General features: G+C 39.3%; 15 protein-coding genes and 2 tRNA genes. 10 read left to right on the top strand and 7 right to left on the bottom strand.

The annotated features are described in order from the left end of the window. The first annotated feature begins 128 nt into the window (after positions 1 to 128). The 9 genes from gltB to P256_RS07315 all read left to right on the top strand — a co-directional run bounded on the left by gltB (position 129) and on the right by P256_RS07315 (position 13,133). Complete coding sequence (gene gltB / locus P256_RS07355; protein WP_171068514.1) at positions 129 to 4,604, top strand: glutamate synthase large subunit; 4,476 nt, start codon at positions 129 to 131, stop codon at positions 4,602 to 4,604. Between the two features lie 76 nt (positions 4,605 to 4,680). Further along, complete coding sequence (locus P256_RS07350) at positions 4,681 to 6,102, top strand: FAD-dependent oxidoreductase (RefSeq protein WP_023273058.1); 1,422 nt, start codon at positions 4,681 to 4,683, stop codon at positions 6,100 to 6,102. A 364-nt stretch (positions 6,103 to 6,466) separates the two neighbouring features. Then, a complete protein-coding gene (locus P256_RS07345) occupies positions 6,467 to 6,967 on the top strand; it encodes a pilin (RefSeq protein ID WP_023273057.1) in 501 nt (166 codons plus the stop codon). A gap of 595 nt (positions 6,968 to 7,562) precedes the next feature. Beyond that, positions 7,563 to 7,639, top strand: a tRNA-Met gene (locus tag P256_RS07340). 81 nt (positions 7,640 to 7,720) lie between these two features. Continuing rightward, positions 7,721 to 7,797 (top strand) — tRNA-Met (locus P256_RS07335). Positions 7,798 to 8,001: 204 nt separating this feature from the next. Beyond that, positions 8,002 to 8,505, top strand: coding sequence for a ribosome maturation factor RimP (gene rimP / locus P256_RS07330; RefSeq protein WP_023273055.1), 504 nt, complete (start codon positions 8,002 to 8,004; stop codon positions 8,503 to 8,505). Positions 8,506 to 8,537: 32 nt separating this feature from the next. Then, complete coding sequence (gene nusA, locus P256_RS07325; protein ID WP_023273054.1) at positions 8,538 to 10,022, top strand: transcription termination factor NusA; 1,485 nt, start codon at positions 8,538 to 8,540, stop codon at positions 10,020 to 10,022. A gap of 10 nt (positions 10,023 to 10,032) precedes the next feature. Next, a complete protein-coding gene (gene infB / locus P256_RS07320) occupies positions 10,033 to 12,735 on the top strand; it encodes a translation initiation factor IF-2 (RefSeq protein ID WP_023273053.1) in 2,703 nt (900 codons plus the stop codon). Further along, entirely contained in the window at positions 12,735 to 13,133 is a 399-nt protein-coding gene (locus tag P256_RS07315) for a ribosome-binding factor A (protein WP_023273052.1), read from the top strand. The genes infB and P256_RS07315 overlap by 1 nt, the downstream gene beginning before the upstream one ends. A 34-nt stretch (positions 13,134 to 13,167) precedes the next feature. Here P256_RS07315 and P256_RS07310 read toward each other — a convergent pair whose 3' ends face one another. From P256_RS07310 to oxlT, 7 genes are all read right to left on the bottom strand, one after another. Next, complete coding sequence (locus tag P256_RS07310; RefSeq protein ID WP_023273051.1) at positions 13,168 to 13,581, bottom strand: Na+/H+ antiporter subunit G; 414 nt, start codon at positions 13,579 to 13,581, stop codon at positions 13,168 to 13,170. A 17-nt stretch (positions 13,582 to 13,598) separates the two neighbouring features. Beyond that, positions 13,599 to 13,874, bottom strand: a complete 276-nt coding sequence (locus P256_RS07305; protein ID WP_023273050.1) for a monovalent cation/H+ antiporter subunit F — start codon at positions 13,872 to 13,874, stop codon at positions 13,599 to 13,601. Then, on the bottom strand, positions 13,871 to 14,392 hold the full coding sequence (locus P256_RS07300) for a Na+/H+ antiporter subunit E (protein WP_023273049.1): 522 nt from the start codon (positions 14,390 to 14,392) through the stop codon (positions 13,871 to 13,873). Before P256_RS07300 ends, P256_RS07305 begins: the two co-directional genes overlap by 4 nt. Then, entirely contained in the window at positions 14,393 to 16,213 is a 1,821-nt protein-coding gene (locus tag P256_RS07295) for a monovalent cation/H+ antiporter subunit D (RefSeq protein WP_040331992.1), read from the bottom strand. Then, the gene (locus P256_RS07290; protein ID WP_023273047.1) at positions 16,213 to 16,584 is read right to left on the bottom strand and encodes a Na+/H+ antiporter subunit C; all 372 of its coding nucleotides are present in this window, start codon (positions 16,582 to 16,584) and stop codon (positions 16,213 to 16,215) included. Before P256_RS07290 ends, P256_RS07295 begins: the two co-directional genes overlap by 1 nt. Positions 16,585 to 16,588: 4 nt before the next feature. Continuing rightward, positions 16,589 to 19,414 (bottom strand): monovalent cation/H+ antiporter subunit A, encoded by a 2,826-nt coding sequence (locus P256_RS07285; RefSeq protein WP_023273046.1) that lies wholly within the window; start codon positions 19,412 to 19,414, stop codon positions 16,589 to 16,591. A gap of 250 nt (positions 19,415 to 19,664) precedes the next feature. Beyond that, the gene (gene oxlT, locus P256_RS07280) at positions 19,665 to 20,921 is read right to left on the bottom strand and encodes an oxalate/formate MFS antiporter (protein WP_023273045.1); all 1,257 of its coding nucleotides are present in this window, start codon (positions 20,919 to 20,921) and stop codon (positions 19,665 to 19,667) included. 726 nt (positions 20,922 to 21,647) lie between these two features. Between oxlT and fbaA the strand changes: the two genes are divergently transcribed. After that, positions 21,648 to 22,727, top strand: coding sequence for a class II fructose-bisphosphate aldolase (fbaA, locus tag P256_RS07275; RefSeq protein WP_023273044.1), 1,080 nt, complete (start codon positions 21,648 to 21,650; stop codon positions 22,725 to 22,727). Positions 22,728 to 22,765: the final 38 nt, after the last annotated feature.

The raw sequence follows: 22,765 nt of genomic DNA, 5'->3' as shown, positions 1-22,765 counted from the left end.
AAATGATCAGTAAGCTGCTATAGGAAAGTCTAATTTATTTCTAAAAGGTATCGCAATAAAGTTATAAAGAAAATTTACTGTGTGTCGCTCATTTAGGAGCATCAATTAAAGAAGGGTACGCTATGCACATGCCATCGCTAAAAACAGTAGCTCCCGCTCAAGGTTTATATCAACCAGATGAGTTTAAGGATAATTGTGGTTTCGGCTTAATTGCCCATATGGAGGGCAATGAAAGTCACGACTTAGTCAAAACAGCTATTCATAGTCTAAGCTGTATGACCCATCGAGGAGGGATTGCCGCAGACGGCAAAACGGGAGATGGATGTGGTTTGCTACTTGCGATGCCAAAAGCATTTTTTAGACAAGAAGCGCCAAAAATTAGTGATATTACACTCAGTGAAGTGTTTGCTGTAGGGACTGTCTTTCTAAGCTTAGATCATGATAAAGCACAGCTTGCAAAAGATGTACTAAAAAAAGAAATTGAAGCTGAGGGATTGCGTGTCATTGGGTGGCGTATTGTCCCAACCAATAATGATGCATTGGGCGAAATTGCTTTACAGTCTCTTCCTCATTTTGAACAAGTTTTTGTGAATTGCCCAATGGGTGTGACAGAAGTTGAGTTTAACCGTAAATTATTTTTAGCACGCCGTCGTGCAGAACAAAAACAACAACACGATCCTGATTTTTATATTACTACCTTGTGCTCGACAGTCATTAGCTATAAAGGCTTAATGATGCCAGAGGCAATTGCAGACTTTTATACCGATCTTGCCAATCCTGCACTTGAGTCACATATTGTAGTTTTCCATCAACGTTTTTCTACCAATACGTTACCACGTTGGCCTCTTGCACAGCCTTTCCGTTATTTAGCACACAATGGTGAAATTAATACCATTACTGCAAACCGCAATTGGGCTGCTGCTCGTACGCCAAAACTAAAAAATGCGCTTTTGCCGGGCTTAACAGAACTTAATCCAATTATAAACCGTACAGGTTCAGACTCTTCAAGCTTAGATAATATGCTTGAAATTCTTGTGGGCGGTGGTATGGATTTATTCCGTGCGTTACGCATGCTTGTACCACCTGCATGGCAGAATGTTGAAAACTTAGATGCAGATTTGCGTGCCTTTTATGAATTTAACTCTAAACATATGGAAGCATGGGATGGCCCTGCAGGTCTTGTAATTCAAGACGGTCGCCATGCAATTTGTATGCTTGATCGTAATGGTCTGCGTCCTGCACGTTGGGTCATTACCAAAAATGGTTATATTACACTAGCTTCTGAAATTGGTGTTTGGGATTACAAATCTGAGGATGTGATATCTAAAGGACGTGTTGGTCCGGGTGAAATGCTCGTGATAGATACGCTTACAGGTAAAATGTTAGATACCGCAGATGTAAACAATCATTTAAAACGCATGCGTCCATATCGTCAGTGGTTACGTGAAAATGCTTTTCGTTTACAAGTGAGCCCACAGTTAGAAGAGCATTTGGCAGATAAAGGTTTGACAGGTGATCAACTCAAAGCTGCACAAAAAATGTTTATGGTGACGTTTGAAGAACGTGATCAGGTGCTCAGACCAATTGCTGAAAATGGTCAAGAGTCAGTTGGGTCTATGGGTGATGACACCCCAATGGCTGTACTATCTAAACAAGTACGCCATGTTTCTGACTACTTTAGACAACAATTTGCGCAAGTGACCAATCCGCCAATAGATCCTTTACGTGAATCTATTGTCATGTCTTTAGAGACGTGTCTTGGGCGTGAGCAAAGTGTATTTGAGCAAGGCCCTGAACATGCTGACCGTCTCATTATTTCGAGTCCAGTTCTCTCCAACTCTAAAATGCATCAACTGCGTACATTGGGTCGTACAGGTTATGAAATTTCAGAAATTGATCTGAACTATGAAATAAGTGAAGGGCTACAGCAGGCAATAACACGCATTTGTGAAGAATCTGCACAGGCGATTCGTGATGGAAAAACGGTACTTATTCTTTCAGATAAAAAAATAAAAGAAGGTTATTTACCTGCCAATGCTGTGCTGATTACAGGTGCAGTACACCATTACTTGATTCAAACAGGATTGAGAGCAGATGCAAATATTATTGTTGAAACTGCTTTAGCACGTGACCCACATCAGTTTGCTGTGATTTTAGGGTTTGGTGCAACCGCAATTTACCCTTATTTAGCATACGATGTGATTCATGATCTTGTGGCTAAGGGCGAATTACTTGGTGATCCAACTCAAGCGCAGAACAACTTCAGAAAGGGCATAGATAAAGGTTTACTCAAAGTCTTATCTAAAATGGGTATTTCAACAGTTGCATCATATCGTGGTGGGCAATTGTTTGAAGCTGTTGGTTTGTCGAGTGAAGTGGTCGATCTGTGTTTTAAGGGTGTTGCAAGTCGTATTCAGGGAGCAACATTTGCAGATCTAGAAGAAGATCAAAAGAAACTTGCTACTTTGGCATGGAAACATCGTCAACCCATTGATCAAGGTGGAATGCTCAAGTTTGTGTTTGGTAAGGAATACCATGCCTTCAACCCAGAAGTAATTAACTCGCTACATAAAGCAGTTCGTTCGGGTGACTATGCAGACTTTAAAGCATATGCAGAGCTTGTAAATACAAGACCAATTGCAACGATTCGAGATTTATTAAAACTCAAAACAGACAATTCAATTGCCTTAGAAAATGTTGAACCAATAACAGCGATTCTACCAAGATTTGACTCGGCAGGTATGTCTATTGGTGCATTATCGCCAGAAGCACATGAAGCCATCGCAATTGCGATGAATACGATGGGAGGGCGCTCTAACTCAGGTGAGGGCGGTGAAGATCCTGCACGTTATGGCACGATTAAAAACTCTAAAATTAAGCAAATTGCTTCAGGGCGTTTTGGGGTTACACCTGAGTACTTGGTCTCTGCTGAAGTGCTACAAATTAAGGTTGCACAAGGTGCAAAACCGGGTGAGGGTGGACAGCTACCGGGTGGTAAGGTTAATGGCTTGATTGCGCGGTTACGTTATGCGGTACCGGGTGTAACACTTATTTCACCACCACCGCACCATGATATTTATTCAATCGAAGATTTATCGCAGCTTATTTTTGACTTAAAACAAGTTAATCCAAAAGCAATGGTGTCTGTGAAATTGGTATCTGAGCCGGGTGTCGGCACAATCGCAGCAGGTGTAGCAAAAGCCTATGCCGACTTTATTACCATTTCAGGTTATGACGGTGGTACGGCAGCCTCTCCACTTTCATCTATTCATCATGCAGGTTCTCCATGGGAACTAGGACTCGCAGAAGCGCATCAAGCACTACGTGTAAATGACTTGCGTGGCAAAGTCCGTGTGCAAACTGATGGTGGCTTGAAAACTGGTTTAGATGTTGTAAAAGCAGCCATTTTAGGTGCAGAAAGTTTTGGTTTCGGTTCAACGCCAATGATTGCTTTAGGATGTAAGTATCTACGTATTTGCCACTTGAATAACTGTGCTACCGGTGTTGCAACGCAGCAAGAAGGCTTGCGTAAAGAGCATTACATTGGTGAACCTGAAATGCTCATTAACTTCTTCCAATTTATTGCAGAAGAAACGAGAGAGTGGCTTGCTGCACTAGGGGTAAGCTCACTAAAAGACTTAATTGGACGTGTAGATTTACTTGAAGTCCTTCCGGGTGAAACTCAAAAGCATGCACATTTAGACCTTTCACCACTTTTACAATCACATGCTTTTGCAGAAGGAAAAGCACAGTATTGCCAAGTAGAGGGAAATGCACCGTTTGATAAAGGCATACTTGCAGAGAAAATGGTTTCTGAAATTTTGCCTGCAATTGAAAGTAGCTCAGGTGGTGAATATGCATTTAAAGTGGGTAACTGTGACCGCTCTATTGGTGCGCGTCTTTCAGGTGAGATAGCACGCCGTCATGGCAATTTAAATATGGAAAAAACGCCTGTTGTTGTTAACTTAAAAGGTACAGCAGGACAATCACTTGGTGTATGGAATGCAGGTGGTTTACATATTAAGTTAGAAGGCGATGCCAATGACTATGTTGGTAAAGGCATGGCAGGTGGTCGAATTTCTATATTCCCACCAAAAGGTTCTCAGTTCCAAAGCCAAGAAACGGCAATTATTGGTAATACCTGCCTCTATGGTGCAACAGGCGGTAAGGTTTTTGCTGCGGGTACAGCAGGAGAGCGTTTTGCAGTGAGAAACTCGGGTGCTTTTGCTGTCATTGAAGGCGCAGGTAACCACTGCTGTGAATATATGACAGGCGGTATTGTCACTGTTCTTGGCAAAGTGGGGCATAACTTCGGTGCGGGTATGACGGGTGGTTTTGCCTATGTACTTGACTTGGAAAATGATTTTGTCGATCGTTATAACCATGAACTGATTGATTTAACACGTATTTCTACAGAATCTATGGAAGAGCATCAAGAAAACTTATTACGAATTCTTGATGAGCATATTCAAGAAACTGGAAGTGCTTGGGCTTATAAGATTCGCAATGAATTTGATTTTTATAGTCGTAAATTCTGGTTAGTTAAACCCAAAGCTGCGAATTTACTGACCTTGCTTAAAACAACCCAAGCAGATCCGCAATAAATTAGGCCTTTATGTGAAATGAATAGGTAGGTGTGAATGGTGTTGATCCATTCACACGGACCCCATGGAGAAGAATATGGCACAGCGCCTTAGTAATGACTTCCAGTTTTTAGATGTTGCTCGTCAAGATCCACAAAAAAAAGCAGTAGATGTACGTAAAGCAGAGTTTGTTGAAATTTATCAACCTTTTCATAAAGAAGAGGTGCAAGACCAAACCCATCGTTGTCTAGGGTGTGGTAACCCTTACTGCGAGTGGAAGTGTCCAGTACATAACTATATTCCAAACTGGCTAAAACTCATTTCAGAAGGTCGTATTTTTCAGGCAGCAGAGTTATGTCATCAAACCAATACGCTGCCTGAAGTATGTGGCCGAGTCTGTCCACAAGACCGTTTGTGTGAAGGTGCATGTACTTTAAATGATGGTTTTGGTGCGGTGACTATTGGAAACGCAGAAAAGTATATTAACGACACTGCTTTTGCTTTAGGTTGGCGACCAGATATGTCTGATGTGAAATGGACAGATAAAAAGGTTGCAATTATTGGTGCAGGGCCTGCAGGGCTAGGTTGTGCAGATATCTTGGTTCGTAACGGTGTTAAGCCGACAGTTTTTGATAAACGCCCAGAAATTGGTGGTTTACTTACATTTGGTATTCCTGAATTTAAAATGGAAAAAGATGTGATGAAGCGCCGTCGTGAAATTTTTACGGGTATGGGCGTTGAATTTAAGCTGAATACCAATATCGGTACAGATGTAACAATTGAAGATCTTCTGAAAGACTATGATGCTGTCTTTATGGGAATGGGTACATATACCTATATGAAGGGTGGTTTTGTGGGTGAAGATTTGAAGGGTGTACATGATGCACTTGATTTTCTAATTGCCAATGTTAACCGTTGTCAAAATTGGGAGAAAGACCCAAGTGAATATATTTCTATGGAAGGGAAAAAGGTAATTGTTCTTGGTGGTGGTGATACTGCAATGGACTGTAACCGTACTTCTATACGTCAAGGTGCAGAACAAGTGATTTGTGCTTATCGCCGTGATGAAGAAAATATGCCAGGGTCACGTAGAGAAGTTCGTAATGCACGTGAAGAAGGTGTAGAGTTTTTATTTAATCGACAGCCAATTGAAGTGGTGGGTGAAAATGGTCAGGTGACTGGTGTTAAATTTGTCACTACACAATTAGGTGAGCCTGATCATCGTGGACGCCGTAGCCCTGAACCTATTCCGGGCTCTGAAGAAATTGTACCTGCCGATGCTGTATTACTTGCCTTTGGATTTCGTCCAAGTCCTGAATCTTGGTTTCAAGATGTAGATATCCAATTAGATGGTTCAGGGCGTGTCTTGGCTGCTGAGGCGCAAGAGTTTAAGTTTCAGACTTCACATCCACAAATTTTTGCAGGTGGAGATATGGTGCGAGGCTCAGATTTAGTGGTGACTGCAATATGGGAAGGCAGACAGGCTGCAGAAGGTATCTTGGATTATTTAGAGATTTAATAAAAAATAAAAAACCGAGTGAGATTACTCGGTTTTTTTATGAATATTAAGTGAAAAAGAGAATTTTGAAATTTAGTGGAAAATTCTTGAAAAATATAAAATAGAATATTTAAGAGGTAATTATAGAGACTCAGGTGTTATTTTATAAAATATGTCATTGGTTGTATTTTTATGACAAAAAATGTCATATTTTTTACATTGCCTGTAGATTTTTTTGTAAAAAAAATACGAGGGAATAGTTAAATAAGTGAAAATTATATTAAAATAGATTTGGCACAGTAGTTGCTGTAATATAATTGTTAGGTAAATCTGTTAATGTAAGTACACAGGTTTACAATCTTATAAACACATTGGGGTAAAATTTATGAATGCTCAAAAGGGTTTCACTCTTATTGAATTAATGATCGTTGTTGCGATTATTGGTATTTTGGCTGCGATAGCAATTCCGCAATATCAAAATTATGTTGGTCGTTCAAATGTTGCTGCAGCTGTTCAAACGGTTGCAGCTAATAAAACAGGACTTGAATCTTTTGTGATGGACAATGGTAAATTCCCTGATGGATCAACAGCACCAGTAGCTGCATCAGGTACACCTGGTCAAACCGGTTATACAGCGGCGGTTGTTGGTCAAAGAACTACTGATTTAGGTATTGTTAATCCAACATTTGGAAATATCTCGTTAGCTCAAGGTTCAAATGGTTCAGGAAATATTGTTTTATCTTTTACTACTGGAAATCCTGGTATTAATGGTAAGCAAGTTCAGTGGCATCGTGATGCAAGTGGAACTTGGACTTGTGAGTCTAATGTTGATCAGAAGTTTGTTGGAAGTTCATGTCAGTATAAAGCTACTTTAACATCACCTTAATTTACTAAATTAAAGAATGCACCCTTGGGTGCATTCTTTAACTATATGAATTAACTTTATAGTTATTGTTTATTTTGATTTTCTCTACTTTATGAAATATAGGTATTATATTATTAGATAAAAGCTATATTTAGCGGAGGAACTTACTTGATAACGTATATTTTAAAATATTTTTATAGTTATAGAGATAAAACTATTTGAATTAAAAAACACAAACCCGAGCAAGCTCGGGTTTATTAAGGTCAACATCCTCGTTAACGTCCAATGTGTCGATCATCCAATGATCTATCAGCTTACATCCATGTCTAGGTACATCCTGTACGCCTTCCGTTGCTGATGTATTCATAATAAGGATATTCCATATTAGAAAAAATAATCTTTTAACAGGTTGTGCTGTGGGTAAATATGCACATAAAAGAGAACAGTTGATCTATTTTAGCCAAATTAAAGCTAAATTGGTTAAAAAGTGGCACCTTAGTCATACTTATTATAATAATGAATAAAAAGACTTGCGTTAAAGCGATTAGCTCTATACAATGCGCTCCATCAAGTAGATTACTTGGTGCTTACTTTAAACCAGAAAGTAAGATGTTGTTGCGGGATGGAGCAGTCTGGTAGCTCGTCGGGCTCATAACCCGAAGGTCGTTGGTTCAAATCCAGCTCCCGCTACCATTTTTAATGAAACTTGCAAATTCATTAAGCTAATTTAAACTTGAGTTTCTCGCTTAAATTAGATATATTATTGCAAACTATTGCGGGATGGAGCAGTCTGGTAGCTCGTCGGGCTCATAACCCGAAGGTCGTTGGTTCAAATCCAGCTCCCGCTACCAAGATTCTTGCTAAGAGGGCTCACAGATAGGTGGGCCTTTTTGCACAGTGGGCTATAGCTTTTCTGTGTTATAAAGGGCGGATTTACGCCCTTTTTTATTGCTATCGTGTAGTGTCGACATCAATTGGTCAAAAAGACATGCTTCACTACAAGAGGTTTGGTCGGCAAAGGCCGATTGTTGTATTGCACAAAATGACGAGAGTACATGAAACTATCAAATAAAACCCAAGCATTACAAGATATGATTGCCCCAGCGGTAGAAGCTTGTGATGTTCATCTATGGGGTATCGAATTCCTACCTCAAGGCAAGCGCTCAATGCTGCGCATTTACATTGACAAACCAACAAATACAACTAATGATGAAGCTCAAGAGAAGCAAGGTATTAGTGTTGAAGATTGTGTTCGAGTAACACAACAAGTTGGTGCTATTTTAGATGTTCATGATCCAATTTCAGGTGAGTTCTCATTAGAAGTTTCATCTCCAGGATGGGATCGTCCATTCTTTGAATTATCTCAACTGCAGGCGTATATTGGCCAACAAGTTGCACTGCGTCTAATCAGTGCTGTAGATAATCGTCGTAAATTTCAAGCCAAGCTTGTAGCAGTTGATCTTGAAAGTGAAATGATTCAAGTTGAAGTGGAAAAACAGCAAGTATTAGATATCGATAGTCACAATATCGATAAAGCAAACTTGGTTTATCAAGATTAAACTATTAAGAAAATCTGAAATATAGGTGACTTATGGGTCGTGAGATTCTTACCGTTGCAGAAACGGTTAGTAATGAAAAAGGTGTGAGCCGCGAAGCCATCTTTGAAGCACTAGAACAAGCATTGGTTGCTGCGACTAAGAAAAAATTTTATGAAGGCACAAATTCAGAAGAAGCGCGTTTACGTGTAGAAATTGACCGTAAAACGGGTGACTATACTACTTTCCGTCAATGGGAAGTTGTTGCTGATGAAGATCATGAAATGCCTGCTTGCCAAGATGCAATTTCTGATTTAGATCCTACGAAATGCTCTATTGGCGATATTCGTGAGCTTGAAGTTGAATCTATTGAGTTTGGTCGTATTGCAGCACAAATTGCAAAACAAGTGATTGTTCAAAAAATCCGTGAAGCAGAGCGTGCGCTTGTGGCAGATGCATATGCGTCGAAAGTGGGTGAGCTTGTTTACGGTGAAGTGAAAAAGCAAACAAAAGATGGCTTTATTATTGATCTTGGTGACAATGCCGAAGCTTACCTTGCACGTGATGAAGTGATTCCAAAAGAATTACTACGTCCGAAACAACGTGTAAGTGCAATTCTTTACGAAGTAAACCGTGAAGGTCGTGGTGCGCAACTCTTACTTTCTCGTGCAAAACCAGCAATGTTAATTGCTTTAATGCAAAAAGAGATTCCTGAAATTTCAGAAGAAATTATTGAAATTAAGGCTGCAACGCGCCAACCTGGTGTGCGTGCTAAAATTGCTGTAAAAACAAATGATCACCGTATTGACCCTGTTGGTGCATGCATTGGTATGCGTGGAACACGTATTCAATCTGTTCAGCAAGAATTAAATAACGAACGTATAGATGTTGTTGTATGGTCTGATGATCCTGCACAATATATTGCAAGTGCGCTTGAGCCTGCTGATGTATCTGGTATCGTAATTGATGAAGATGCAAGAACAGCAGATATTATTTTTGCGACAAGTGATCAATTGGCGCGAGCGATTGGTTCTCAAGGTCAAAACGTTCGTCTTGCATCTGACTTAACTGGATATAAGTTAGACATGATGCTTGAAGAAGAGTATCGTGCACGTCAGCAAAATGAAACTCAAAAATACCTAGATATGTTTGTAACACGTTTAGATATTGATGAAGGCCTTGCGATGGCACTCGTTGAGATGGGCTTCACCTCATTTGAGGAAATTGCTTATGTTCCTGCAGAAACATTTAATGAAATTGAGTTAGATGTAGATACTGTTGAGCTGTTACAAAGTCGTGCAAAAGAAATTGCATTGGCAGAAGCGTTACAACAGCAAGAGAACATTCAAGAACCGAGCCCTGAATTATTAAGTATGGAAGGCATGACGCAAGAGATTGCATATGCACTTGCTAGCCGTGGCGTGATCACAATTGATGATTTAGCTGATCAAGCAACTGATGATATTGCAGATATCGATGGTCTTGGTGCTCAAAAAGCTGGTCAATTAATTATGAAAGCTAGAGAATCATGGTTTAACTAGGAGGTAATAAATGACGGACAAGTCTATAAAAGAGTTGGCGCAAAGCGTGGGACGTCCTGTTGAGAAGCTCCTAGAGCAGGTGAAAAATGCAGGGTTGCCACAGCGAGTAGCTGATGATGTCTTGACTATAGAACAGCAAAACACTCTCGTAGACCATCTTAAAAAAACGCATGGTCAAAATGAGAGAAGTGCAGGAAAAATTACTTTGAAACAGAAAACAACAGGTACAGCAAAAGTTGCCAGTACTTCTGGTAAGGCGAAGACAATTAATGTAGAAGTACGTAAAAAGCGTACATTTACAAAGCCTGATCCACAACAGATTGCTGTAGAAGCAAAAGCAAAAGCTGAACAAGATGCTAAAGCAAAAGCTCAAGTACAGCAAAAAGCAAAAGCTGAACAAGATGCTAAAGTAAATGCTGAAAGTAAAGCAAATGCAACACTTGAAGCAATGCGTGCTGCGCAGAAGAAAGACAAAGTAACAGCAGAAGGACCAAAAGCTGCTGCTGTTGTTGTAAGAAAACGTGGTGGTGGTATGGTTAAGCCAAACACAAAACCATCGAAAAATGCTGAACAGAAAAAAGCATTACAAGCGCAAGAAGCACAATTAAGAGCGACTGAAGAAGCAACACGTCGTAAAGCTGCTGAAGAAGCACAACAGCGTACGCTTGAGCAAATGCGCCAAATGGCATCAAAATATTCAAATGATGATGGTGCTGCAAAAATTCGTGTTGTAGATGACTCTCCATTGGCAGCTGGTCTTGTTGGACAAGCATATGAAGAATCATTTAAGAAAGAAGACCGTGAAATTAAACGCGGTGGTGGTGGTAAAGACAACCGTAAAAAAGGTGGTCGCCATAACCAAGAAGAACAAAACTTCAGCAAAAACAACCATCATAAACGTGGCTTAAAAACAAGCCAAGGTAACAAACACGGTTTTGAAAAACCTGTGAAGAAACAAGTTTATGATGTTGAAATTGGTGAAACCATTATTGTTGCTGACTTAGCACAAAAAATGGCAATCAAAGTTCGCGAAGTGATTAAAATACTCATGAAAATGGGCGAACTTGTTAACCAAAACCAAGCGATTGATCGTGATACAGCATCTTTAGTTGTAGAGGAAATGGGACATAACCCTGTTTTAGTTTCTGATAATGCTGCTGAAGACAACTTAATTGAACAAGCTGAGCAAAAACGTGGTGAGTTAACAACACGTCCGCCAGTTGTAACAATTATGGGTCACGTAGACCATGGTAAAACATCATTGCTTGACCGTATTCGTCGCGCGAAAGTGGCTTCAGGTGAAGCAGGTGGAATTACACAGCATATTGGTGCATATCATGTTGAAACAGAGAAAGGTATTATTACTTTCCTAGATACACCAGGACATGCTGCATTTACTTCAATGCGTTCACGCGGTGCGAAAGCAACAGATATCGTGGTACTTGTAGTTGCTGCTGATGATGGTGTAATGCCACAAACAGCGGAAGCGATTGACCATGCACGTGCAGCAGGAACACCAATCATTGTTGCAATGAATAAAATGGATAAAGAATCTGCTGATCCTGATCGTGTACTTAATGAGTTAACAGCAAAAGAAATCGTTCCTGAACAATGGGGTGGAGATGTTGCTGTAGCAAAAGTATCTGCACATACAGGTGAAGGTATTGATAACTTACTCGATCAAATCTTACTTCAAGCAGAAGTGATGGAACTTCAAGCTTCGGCTGAAGGTGCTGCACAAGGTGTTGTTATTGAAGCACGTGTAGATAAAGGTCGTGGTGCGGTAACTTCTATTCTTGTACAAAATGGTACATTGAGTGTTGGTGATTTAATCCTTGCTGGTTCATCTTACGGTCGTGTGCGTGCGATGTCTGATGAAAATGGTAACCGTATTAAATCTGCAGGGCCTTCTATTCCTGTTGAAATTTTAGGTTTACCTGAAGCGCCAATGGCAGGTGATGAAGTTCTTGTTGTAAACGATGAGAAGAAAGCACGTGAAGTTGCTGGAGCACGTTCAGACCGTGAGCGTCAGAAACGTTTAGATCGTGCAAGTGCAATGCGTTTGGAAAACTTAATGTCTTCAATGGGCAAAAAAGATGTTCCAACAGTAAATATTGTACTTAAAACAGATGTTCGTGGTTCTTTGGAAGCTTTACAAGTTGCATTATATGAACTTGCAACAGATGAAGTGAAAGTACGTGTTATTGGTTCAGGTGTAGGTGCTATTACCGAGTCAGATGTAACACTTGCAGAATCTTCTGATGCTGTACTTCTTGGCTTTAACGTACGTGCAGATACAACAGCGCGCCAAAAAGCAGATGAAGATGAAATTGATATTCGTTACTATAGCGTTATTTATCAATTAATTGATGATGTTAAAGATGCAATGAGTGGTAAGTTACCACCTGAACATCGTGAAACGATTCTTGGTGTTGCGCAAGTACGTGAAGTGTTCCACTCTAGTAAGTTTGGTGCAGCAGCTGGTTGTATGGTTATGGAAGGTACAATCCACCGTAACAAGCCAATCCGCATCTTACGTGACGATGTTGTAATTTTCCAAGGTGAGCTTGAGTCTTTACGTCGTTATAAAGAAGTTGTAGAAGACGTTCGTGCTGGTATGGAATGTGGTCTTGCAGTTAAGGGCTATAAAGATATTAAAGCGCTTGATAAGATTGAAGTATACGACGTACAAATTATTAAACGGAGTCTTTAATGGCAGGTAGTCAGCGTCTTAAGCGTATGGCAGACACGGTTCAGCGAGAACTCGCTGAACTTATCCGCCAAGAGCTGAAAGATCCTCGTTTAGGTGGTTATGTAACCATTTCTGCTGTAAAAGTAAGTCCTGACCTTGGTTATGCAGAGGTTTATGTCACTGTAATGGGACGTGACCTGCAAGATGACCAAACAGAAGAAGCACATAAAGAAACACTTGGTGTTTTAAATAAAGCTTCTGGCTTTTTACGCCAAGAGTTAAGCCGTAGATTAAAAACACGTGTTACCCCACGTTTGCGTTTTCATTATGATAAAACAAATGCACACGGTAACTATATGTTTGGCTTAATTGAAGAAGCGGTAAAAGACTTACCTGAACGAAAAAAAGATGAAGATTAAAAAAAGCCACCTTCGGGTGGCTTTTTTATATGTATTATTTTTTGTTTGTATGAATTGTACTTTCTTTTCTTGTCTTCCCTTTAGGAACAAAGCGATATTTAGACCATGGTAGAGGTCTTTCAATACTTTCGGGAACATCACCACTCAGAGAGCGAAGTTTTAAGTGAAGTGCAGCTTGTGCCATCAGGTTTGCAGATACAGGTGCTGTAATAAAAGCAAGTAGAGTAAGCAATAATGCTGAAAACCCAAAATGACCTTGAAAGTAGCTATAAATCATTGATGCAATAAGAAAGCTACCAAGACCAAGCGTACTAGATTTGGTTGGCGCATGTAGGCGAGTAAATAAGTCGGGTAAACGAATCATTCCAATACTTCCGACGAGCATAAAGAAGCTACCGAGAAGTAAAAAAAAGGAGACAATGATTTCCATGATAAGCTGTGTTGACATGATAAATGTATCCCTTCTTAATCAATAACATGGCCACTGGTAAAGTAGCGTGCAAGAGCCATTGTTGAAATAAAACTTAGCATTGCAATAAGTAATGCTCCTTCAAAAAGATAGGTTGTTGTCCAATAAATACCAAGAATAATAATTAAGCCTGTCGTATTTAAAAATAAGGTATCTAGCGCCAACAGTCGATCGACAATAGATGGCCCAATAATTAGACGTATAAGGCAAAGAGACATAGAGATTGTTGTCGAAAGTAAGCATATTCCAAGAATATATGGCAGGATAATCATAACTTTTCTCCTGATTTTACTTTGAATATCTTAATTAACTGTTGTTCATAGCGCATTTTAATTTGTTTTATTTCAGCTTCAGGATCAGTTGCATTTAAAGCATGTACCAATATATCGCCTCGCTTTTGGTCTATACCTGCACTGACAGTACCGGGGGTTGTGGTAATAATCATCGCCAATAATGCATTTACTTGCTCATGCTGTGTAGAGAGTGGGATGCGAAACCACTTTGGCTGTAAGTTCTTTTTAGGGCCTAAAACGAGTTTGGCAACAACAAAGTTAGATACAATGATATCTATGAGTACTGTATAAAATAGTTGTATGGCTGCAATCCAATTAACACTTGGTGTTCTTGGGATAAATGTTGCAACCATTTTAGGAATAACAAGTGCAAGAATAGCAGCAGTTAAAATATCTACCACTGCAAGACTATGGTTAAGTACTAGCCATGCAATTCCAGAAATAACTGAAAAAAATGGATGTGGTAACCAGCGGGAAAAGCGAGTTCTTCTTTTCATTTATGGCTCCATAAGTTGCAGTTTTGCACCATTATTCTTTGTGGGAATCGTAGTGGACTGATTTAATTGTTGTTGTTGAGCTTCGATTTGCTGTTTCTTATACAAAGAAATATGCGTGCCATTTAGTGTATCAGGTGAAATAATATAAGGGATAAAATGTGCATTAGGGTCAGGGTTTTCGCCTGCATATTTTGTTTCCGCAATATATTTTGGATCAAATGGTTCTACACTAATAAATTCACTACGCATATTCTTATGCAAAATTAGATTTTGATATGCTTGTTGCTGTGTCAGTGTTGTTGCAGCATTGAATAAATATTTCTGTATTGGATGTGCAAATACAACATAGAGGATGAGGCTCATCATTAAAATATAAATGGTTGTGTCATTACGACTCGGTGCATGATCAGGTAAAGCCTGATATGCCTCATAACCTATACGGCTAGGATTCGACTCTGGGTCTGTCGCTTGCCAAAATAAAATAAACCCAACGCGTATAAATGCAATAATACTAAGCAGGCTAACAATAAGAATAGTACCAATAATCCAAAGCTGTTGAGGCGTATCTTGTGTTGCTTTTAATAAGAAGACTTTGCCTAAAAAGCCACTAAATGGAGGTAATCCAGCCATCATTAACGCAATAAGAAAGAAGCAAATAGAAATAAGTGTGTTTTGCTTCATTTTGGGTGCAATTCGGAGGTGATCTTTAAACTCTCCACGTTGAGCAGTAATCCATCCACAGAGCAAATAAAAGGCCGCCCCAATAATTGTACTATGTAACAGGTAATATAAACTTGCTGCCCAAGCTTCGGGTTTATGTAGTCCTAGCCCGATGCAAATTGTACCGAGTGATGAAAGAATCATAAAACCGACAAAGCGTCTTAAGCGAATAGCACCCATGGCACCAATAACACCATACACTGATGTAATAAGCCCTAAAATAAGAAGGATATCAAATAGTGGGGAAGGGTGATCAAGCAGTATTGTTGAGTTTATTCTTAAAATGGCATAGATGCCGACCTTGGTCATTAGTGTGAATAATGCTGCAACAGGAGTGCTCGCAACAGCATATGTTTTAGGTAACCAGAAGCCTAATGGAAAAATTGCTGCTTTAATCGCAAAGACAGTGAAAAGTAGATATAGACCTGCGGTTGCAAGATGTAGTTGATCGGGTTGTAGTTTTTGCATTAACCGAGCAACATCGACCATATTTAGGCTACCTACATTGGCATAGATGAGTCCTAATCCGATAAGAAATAATGCACTGGCAAATAGGTTGATAATGACATAATGAATGCCAAGTTGAAATCTTGCTTTACCTTGTCCATAAATGAGTAGGACATAAGATGCCATGAGTAATATTTCAAAGAAAACGAACAGGTTAAACAAATCCCCTGTTAAAAATGCACCACATACACCCATGAGCAAGAACTGAACGAGTGCATGAAAATATCGTCCTCTTAAATCCCAGTCTTTACTTGCAAACCATATGATGGGAACTGCTAAAAGATAGGTTAAAAACAGCATGAATGCTGAGAGTCGATCAAGAACTAAGACGATACCAAAGGGTGCACGCCACTCACCAAGGTCATATGTCATGATCTGACCTGTAGATGCATGTATTAAATAAAGTATTGCAGTGACTAAGCCCGCAAATGTTGCAGTATAGCTAATGAGCCTGCGTAGAGGCTGGCGTTTATCATGCTGTAAATCTTCTGAACTTGGGTTACCTAATAAGAGGAGTAAAAAGCCTGCAAAAGCAGGAATTAAAATACTGATAATAGGTGTTTGTAGCTGCCAAAAACTGATTATTTGATTCATCATTGGGCATGATCCTCATTGGGGTCATTGGCTAACTCGGTAATTTCTTTAGAGTCTATATGGTCTGTTCCTGACTCATAGCGGCTACGCAATGCCAGTTGAATAATAAAGGCAGTTGTTGCAAAACCAATAACAATTGCAGTCAGTACAAGTGCTTGAGGCAGAGGGTCTGTAATTGAGGTTGCTTCAGTTAGAATAGCAGGTGAATTTATTTTAATTCGACCTGTGGCAAATAAGAATAAATTGACAGCGTAGCCAATCATGGCAAGTCCTAAAACCACAGGAAAGGTTCTTGCACGAAGCAGAAGATACACACCTGTTGCAACCAAGAGTCCAATAGCCGAAGCAAGTAAGAATTCAAGACTAATCATAATTTTACTCCTTAGGTACAATTGGACCAGACATAGATGAATGACGAGAGTCACCAAGTACTGAAATCATAAGCATGGTTGAACCAAGTACAGCAAAGTACACACCCAAATCAAATAATGCTGCAGATGTCAGGTGAAGTGACCCAAGTAAAGGTGGTTCTACGTAGACATGTGCACTTGTTAAGAATGGGCGAGACCAGCCCCATGCAGCGAGGCCTGTGAGCCCTGCAATAGTTAGACCTATGCCAATCCATCGCTCATAGCGTCTGCCTGATTTTGCATGCAGTAAGCGTTCAGCACGATCTTGCCCTAATGCAATGTATTGCATAATGAGTGCCATGGCAGTAATAAGCCCTGCAATAAAACCACCACCTGGATAGTTATGACCTCGTAGAAAAATATATAGGCTGACGATGAGAGCAATAGGAAGTACCCAAGACGTACTGGTTCTTACCAAAAGAGGTGATGGTGTGAAGCGGTATGTCAGCCCTTTTGTAGTTGTTGTGCCATGTGTACGCATACCATCCATAAGGCATAATGTACCAATACCTGCAATGCCGAGTACGGTAATTTCTCCAAAGGTATCAAAGCCACGAAAATCTACTAAAATGACATTTACAATATTAGAACCGCCACCCAGCGGTAGCGCTTGTTGTACGAAGAACCATGAAATAGAGTCATGGTCACGCGTTAAAATAAGCCACGCAATCCAGCCAATACCTAAGCCTGCACTAATAGCAATAATCGCATCACGCCATCTTCTGGTTTGTGACGACTCATAAGGCGTAAGTTGTGGTAGTAAAGATAGACTCATAAGTAACAATACAGTTGTTACAACATCGACAGTAATTTGAGTCAGTGCCAAATCTGGTGCAGAGAGTGTAATAAAAGTAATTGAAACTACAAGTCCAACGGCACCGCTAATGAGCACTGCTTTAACACGTTCATGGTGAAACCAAAGAAGCATCCAACAGGCAGAGAAGAGCAATGCCCAAAGTACAACAGCTAATGGTGGTGCATGGGTAAGTACGCGTGCACCTGTTGATAATGGATATGAAAGTAAAGGTATAGAAACTAAGGCAATACTAAAGAGTATGATCCAAAATAAATAACCTTGTAAGCGTCCTGTTTCTGTTGCTAGCTTTATTTTTCGAGATGTATTTTCAAGAAATGTAAGTATTGCTTCAAAGATAAGTTTGCATTGTAGTGGACCTAGAAAACGCTCAAGTTCAATATGGCGAATTTTTTCACGATATGCAAAGAATGCATAAAATAAAATACCACCTACAAGAGCAATTAGACTCATGATGAGTGGTAGATTGAATCCATGCCAAATAGCAAGATGAGGAGAGTTTATAGGCTGTTGGAGAGCCGATTCAGTAATTGTTTTAACAGCGTCTTCTGCAAAAAATGCAGGGAAAACACCCACAGCCAAGCAAGCAATAGCTAAAAAGAGAATAGGTGCACGCATGCCAAAAGGTGGCTCATGTGCATCTTGGTTTGGGATCTCCTCACCAAGTGAACCATCAAAGAAAATACCGTGAATCATACGTACAGAGTAAGCGACAGCAAATATACCTGCTAAGGTTGTTACAGTAATTGCCAATACGGCACTTGTTCCTGTAAAAGCTTGGCTAATCTCTGTAAAAAACATTTCTTTAGAAATGAATCCATTGGTGAGTGGAACGCCAGCCATTGCTGAGGCTGTAATAAATGTTAGTGTTCCTGTAAATGGAAGAAGCTGCCATACCCCTTTTAACTTACGTAGACTTCGTGTACCCATTTCATGGTCAATCACCCCTGCAATCATAAAAAGCGCTGCTTTAAAAGTTGCATGGTTCAGAATATGGAAAATTGCTGCTGCAATAGCCAATGGTGAACCAATGCCCAATAGGCACATAATTAATCCAAGATGACTAATAGTGGAATAGGCTAAGAGACCTTTTAAATCTTCTTTAAATACAGCAAAGAATGCACCAATACAAAAAGTAATGAGTCCAATGGTTGTTACTAGTTGATGGAATAGCGCAAAACCAAGAAAAATAGGCAGAAAACGTGCAACAATAAAAATGCCTGCTTTGACCATAGTGGCAGAGTGAAGATATGCAGAAACAGGCGTTGGTGCTGCCATGGCATTCGGTAGCCAAAAATGAAATGGGAACTGCGCACTTTTTGTAAATGCACCAAGTAAAATGAGTAAAAGTGCAGGTGTAAAGAGTGGACTATGTTGTAGCGTGGCTCCCATGCTTAAGAGCTGATCAATTTGATATGTTCCCGCAATTTGCCCTAAAAGTACAAAGCCACCTAACATGGCTAGACCACCCATACCTGTAATGGTAAAAGCCATGCGTGAGCCACGCTGTGCTGCTTCATATTGTTGCCAATAGGACACGAGTAAAAATGATGAAATACTCGTAAGTTCCCAAAAAACCATTAAAATAATTAGATTATTTGAAAGAGAGATGCCTAGCATTGCGGCCATAAACAGCATGAGTAAGCAATATAGCTTACTCAAACTGCTTTTTTCACTCAGATAATAGTAGGCGTAAATAAAAATGAGTGTGCCAATACCACTAATTAAAAGCGAAAATAAGAGCCCAAGTGCATCTAAACGAAAACTGAGGTTGATACCAAGCTCAGGAAGCCATTGCCATGCTTGAACAATGCTTTGACCATTAAATATTGTATTTGCTTGGCTTAGCAAAAGTGTGAAGCAACTCAGACTAATACCAACAGCTATTAGCATTTTGATCAGTCGTGGTACCTGATGTAGACTTGCACTGAGTACTGTACCCAAGAGCAAAGGTAAAAGTATGATAATCGCTAGCACACTTGTGTCCTTTTTATGATATTAGGCCGACCGAAATCACCTAGGTTAGTTTTTTAAACTTCAAAGGAAAACAAGGAATTATCCAATATTCAAAGTTTAAAATTTGGAATGCTTAAAAACATTATCTATATATGTTCATAGATTGTTTAGAATCACATGAAAAAAGAAAAACTAAACATATTGTAATCAATTCAGCGTAAAAAAATGTTGCTTTTAACATTAAAAAACAGCATAACATGCATCTAAAAAATCAATGAATATATTTTTTTATAAAATGTTTGCGCCAAGGCTTTAAAATGAGTAATGCTAAAAGTGCGCTGAGTACATCAAATGAAATGGCGCAGTAAAAAACAATGCTCCAACTTTGTGTATGTTGAAAGAGTAATGCTGCAAATGGGCCGCCAAATATCGCACCAATACCTTGAGATAAATAAAGCCATCCATAGTTCGCAGTTGCATGCTTAACACCAAAAGTGTCTGTAAGTGTAGATGGAAAAAGAGAAAAAATTTCTCCCCAACCAAAAAAGACAATGCCAGACAAAATAACAAATAAGATTGGATCTTGACGGCACATTAACCAGACTAACATTGCAATTGCTTCTAAGAAAAAAGCAATAAACATGGTATTTTCTCGGCCCATCTTATCTGAAATAAATCCAAATAAAGGTCGAGTTAAACCATTGGTTAGACGGTCTAAACTTAATGCCAATGGGAGAGCAGCCATACCAAAAACGATGGTATGACTAATACCAAAATCTTCTGCAAATGCTGCCATTTGAGAGGTAATCATCAGGCCCGAAGTCGACATCATGGCCATCATTAAAAACATCAACCAAAAAATGGGCTGGCTTAACATCTCTTTAGACGTAAATTGATAGTGTCTTATAGTTGATGATAGTTCATTGATTTTATCAACAGATTGTGGAGGTGTTTTTAGTCCTAGACTTGCGATGCCACCTACACAGCAAAAAATAACACCAAATAAAATAAGAGTATGCTCAAGACCATATTGAGCAAGTGAAATACTCACAGGAAATGTAGTGAGTAGTGCACCCATACCATAACCTGCTGCAACAGCTCCTGCAGCAAAACCACGATTTTGTGGAAACCATTTGACCATTAAGCCGACAATACCAACATAAACGATGCCTGTACCTAAACCCCCTATACAGCCATACACTAAATACAGCTCAGTTAAATGGGTCACTTGTGAGGAAAGAATCCAACTTAGACCAGATAAAATGGTACCTATAAAAATGAGCAATTTAGGCCCAAATCTATCAATCAATTTGCCTTGAAATGGAGAGAAGAAGGTTTGCAGAATAATAAGTAGTGAGAATGTGACTTGTAGCTCGGGAAGACTCACGCCTAGTTTTGTGATAAACGGTTTGGTTAATAATGTCCAAATATACTGCGGGCTAGAAATAGAAGCCATACATATGAGACCGAGAATAAGCTGATACCATGGTGTGTTTCGAGTTATTTTATTTGTATGGCGATTTATCATTTTAGATCTCTTATCTGTTTTATAAGAGGTGTGCATATTGTGTGCCAAAAGCAAAAATGAACTTAGTGAAACTTCAACCAAAAAATTTAGGTATACAACAATAAATCTGTTATCTTATTTTTGCTTTATTTGGCAAGTGATTATGAGACTTACAGTGTCACTGTGTCTTAAGTCGTATATGACAAATGCCGCTTTACTTGTAGAGTAGTTGACAACAAAACAACGGGACGATATGACAATCATATGGTCTTAAAATGGTTACGATTTGATGCTGCTATTCAGTTTTGCTGTATTCTTAATAGTAGAGGAGCCTAGGCAAATAGGATATTGCTGAAGAATGAAATAGGATATTTTGTTCGTATCGAGAATAAACACTTAATAAGTACGCAGCGTAAGCAACGCACTTAAATAATGTGATGATTGGGACGAGACCTTTTATATATACACTTTCATGTGCCTATTTTATTTCTTTCTGTTTCTATGCCTTTACTCAGCTTAAAGTAAGATGTCACTTTACGAAAAGCAATGAGCAGATAAGAAACGATCTGCTCAATTGATGAATAATTGGTATTGCCATCTCATCAATAAGTTTTATGGTAATGCTAAGGTTTGGTTGATTAAGAAATTTTCCAAACGGCATCATACGATGTGGGTTAAATCATATAATTCACTTTGTTTTTGTAATCCGAATGAATCCATCTGATTGATGAAATAGGAAAACATAATATGTCTAAAATTTTTGATTTTGTAAAACCAGGTGTTGTAACTGGCGATGACGTTCAAAAAGTATTTGCTGTAGCGAAAGAAAATGCATTTGCACTTCCTGCGGTAAACTGTGTGGGTACGGATTCAATCAATGCTGCACTTGAAGCTGCTGCAAAAGTCAAAAGTCCGATCATCATTCAGTTTTCTAATGGTGGCGCAACATTCATTGCAGGTAAAGGCTTAAAAACAGAACAGCCACATGGCGCTGCAATTTTAGGTGCTATCTCTGGTGCGCACCATGTACACCTTTTGGCAGAACATTATGGTGTACCTGTTATTCTGCATACAGATCACTGTGCAAAAAAACTATTGCCATGGATTGATGGTTTATTAGATGCAGGTGAAAAGCACTTTGCAGCAACTGGCAAGCCACTGTTTTCTTCACACATGATTGATTTATCTGAAGAATCACTTGAAGAAAATATTGAAATTTGTGCAAAATACTTAGAACGTATGTCAAAAATTGGCATGACGTTAGAAATTGAATTGGGTTGTACCGGTGGTGAAGAGGATGGCGTAGACAACAGCCATATGGATGCTTCAGCACTTTACACACAACCTGAAGATGTTGACTATGCATACGAAAAACTAAATGCGATTAGTCCACGTTTTAGCATTGCAGCATCATTTGGTAATGTACATGGTGTGTACAAGCCTGGTAATGTGAAATTAACACCAACAATTTTACGTGACTCACAAGACTATGTAAGCAAAAAACATAATCTTGAGCATAACTCACTTGATTTTGTATTCCATGGTGGTTCTGGTTCTTCTGCTGAAGAAATTAAAGAATCTATCAGCTATGGTGTCATTAAAATGAACATTGACACAGATACACAGTGGGCAACATGGGATGGTGTTTTACAGTTCTATAAAAAGAATGAAGCATATCTACAAGCACAGTTAGGTAACCCTGAAGGTGCAGATAAGCCAAACAAAAAATTCTATGACCCTCGCGTATGGTTACGTGCAGGTCAAACATCTATGGTGACACGTTTAGAGCAAGCATTTAGAGAGCTAAACAGTATTGACCGTAACTAAGATAAAGTTTAAATAAAAAAGGAGCGAAAGCTCCTTTT

The sequence above is a fragment of the Acinetobacter nectaris CIP 110549 genome, from assembly GCF_000488215.1.
Lineage (GTDB): Bacteria > Pseudomonadota > Gammaproteobacteria > Pseudomonadales > Moraxellaceae > Acinetobacter > Acinetobacter nectaris.
The sequence above is the reverse complement of the archived record's forward strand: the minus strand, read 5'-3'. Positions and strand labels throughout refer to the sequence as shown.

Coding starts and splice junctions, on each gene's coding strand:
- P256_RS07290 (WP_023273047.1), bottom strand. CDS start 16,584: ATGATTAGTCTTGAATTCTTACTTGCTTCGGCTATTGGACTCTTGGTT.
- P256_RS07345 (WP_023273057.1), top strand. CDS start 6,467: ATGAATGCTCAAAAGGGTTTCACTCTTATTGAATTAATGATCGTTGTT.
- oxlT (WP_023273045.1), bottom strand. CDS start 20,921: ATGATAAATCGCCATACAAATAAAATAACTCGAAACACACCATGGTAT.
- gltB (WP_171068514.1), top strand. CDS start 129: ATGCCATCGCTAAAAACAGTAGCTCCCGCTCAAGGTTTATATCAACCA.
- P256_RS07315 (WP_023273052.1), top strand. CDS start 12,735: ATGGCAGGTAGTCAGCGTCTTAAGCGTATGGCAGACACGGTTCAGCGA.
- P256_RS07310 (WP_023273051.1), bottom strand. CDS start 13,581: ATGTCAACACAGCTTATCATGGAAATCATTGTCTCCTTTTTTTTACTT.
- P256_RS07350 (WP_023273058.1), top strand. CDS start 4,681: ATGGCACAGCGCCTTAGTAATGACTTCCAGTTTTTAGATGTTGCTCGT.
- infB (WP_023273053.1), top strand. CDS start 10,033: ATGACGGACAAGTCTATAAAAGAGTTGGCGCAAAGCGTGGGACGTCCT.
- rimP (WP_023273055.1), top strand. CDS start 8,002: ATGAAACTATCAAATAAAACCCAAGCATTACAAGATATGATTGCCCCA.
- P256_RS07300 (WP_023273049.1), bottom strand. CDS start 14,392: ATGAAAAGAAGAACTCGCTTTTCCCGCTGGTTACCACATCCATTTTTT.
- P256_RS07305 (WP_023273050.1), bottom strand. CDS start 13,874: ATGATTATCCTGCCATATATTCTTGGAATATGCTTACTTTCGACAACA.
- nusA (WP_023273054.1), top strand. CDS start 8,538: ATGGGTCGTGAGATTCTTACCGTTGCAGAAACGGTTAGTAATGAAAAA.
- fbaA (WP_023273044.1), top strand. CDS start 21,648: ATGTCTAAAATTTTTGATTTTGTAAAACCAGGTGTTGTAACTGGCGAT.
- P256_RS07295 (WP_040331992.1), bottom strand. CDS start 16,213: ATGAATCAAATAATCAGTTTTTGGCAGCTACAAACACCTATTATCAGT.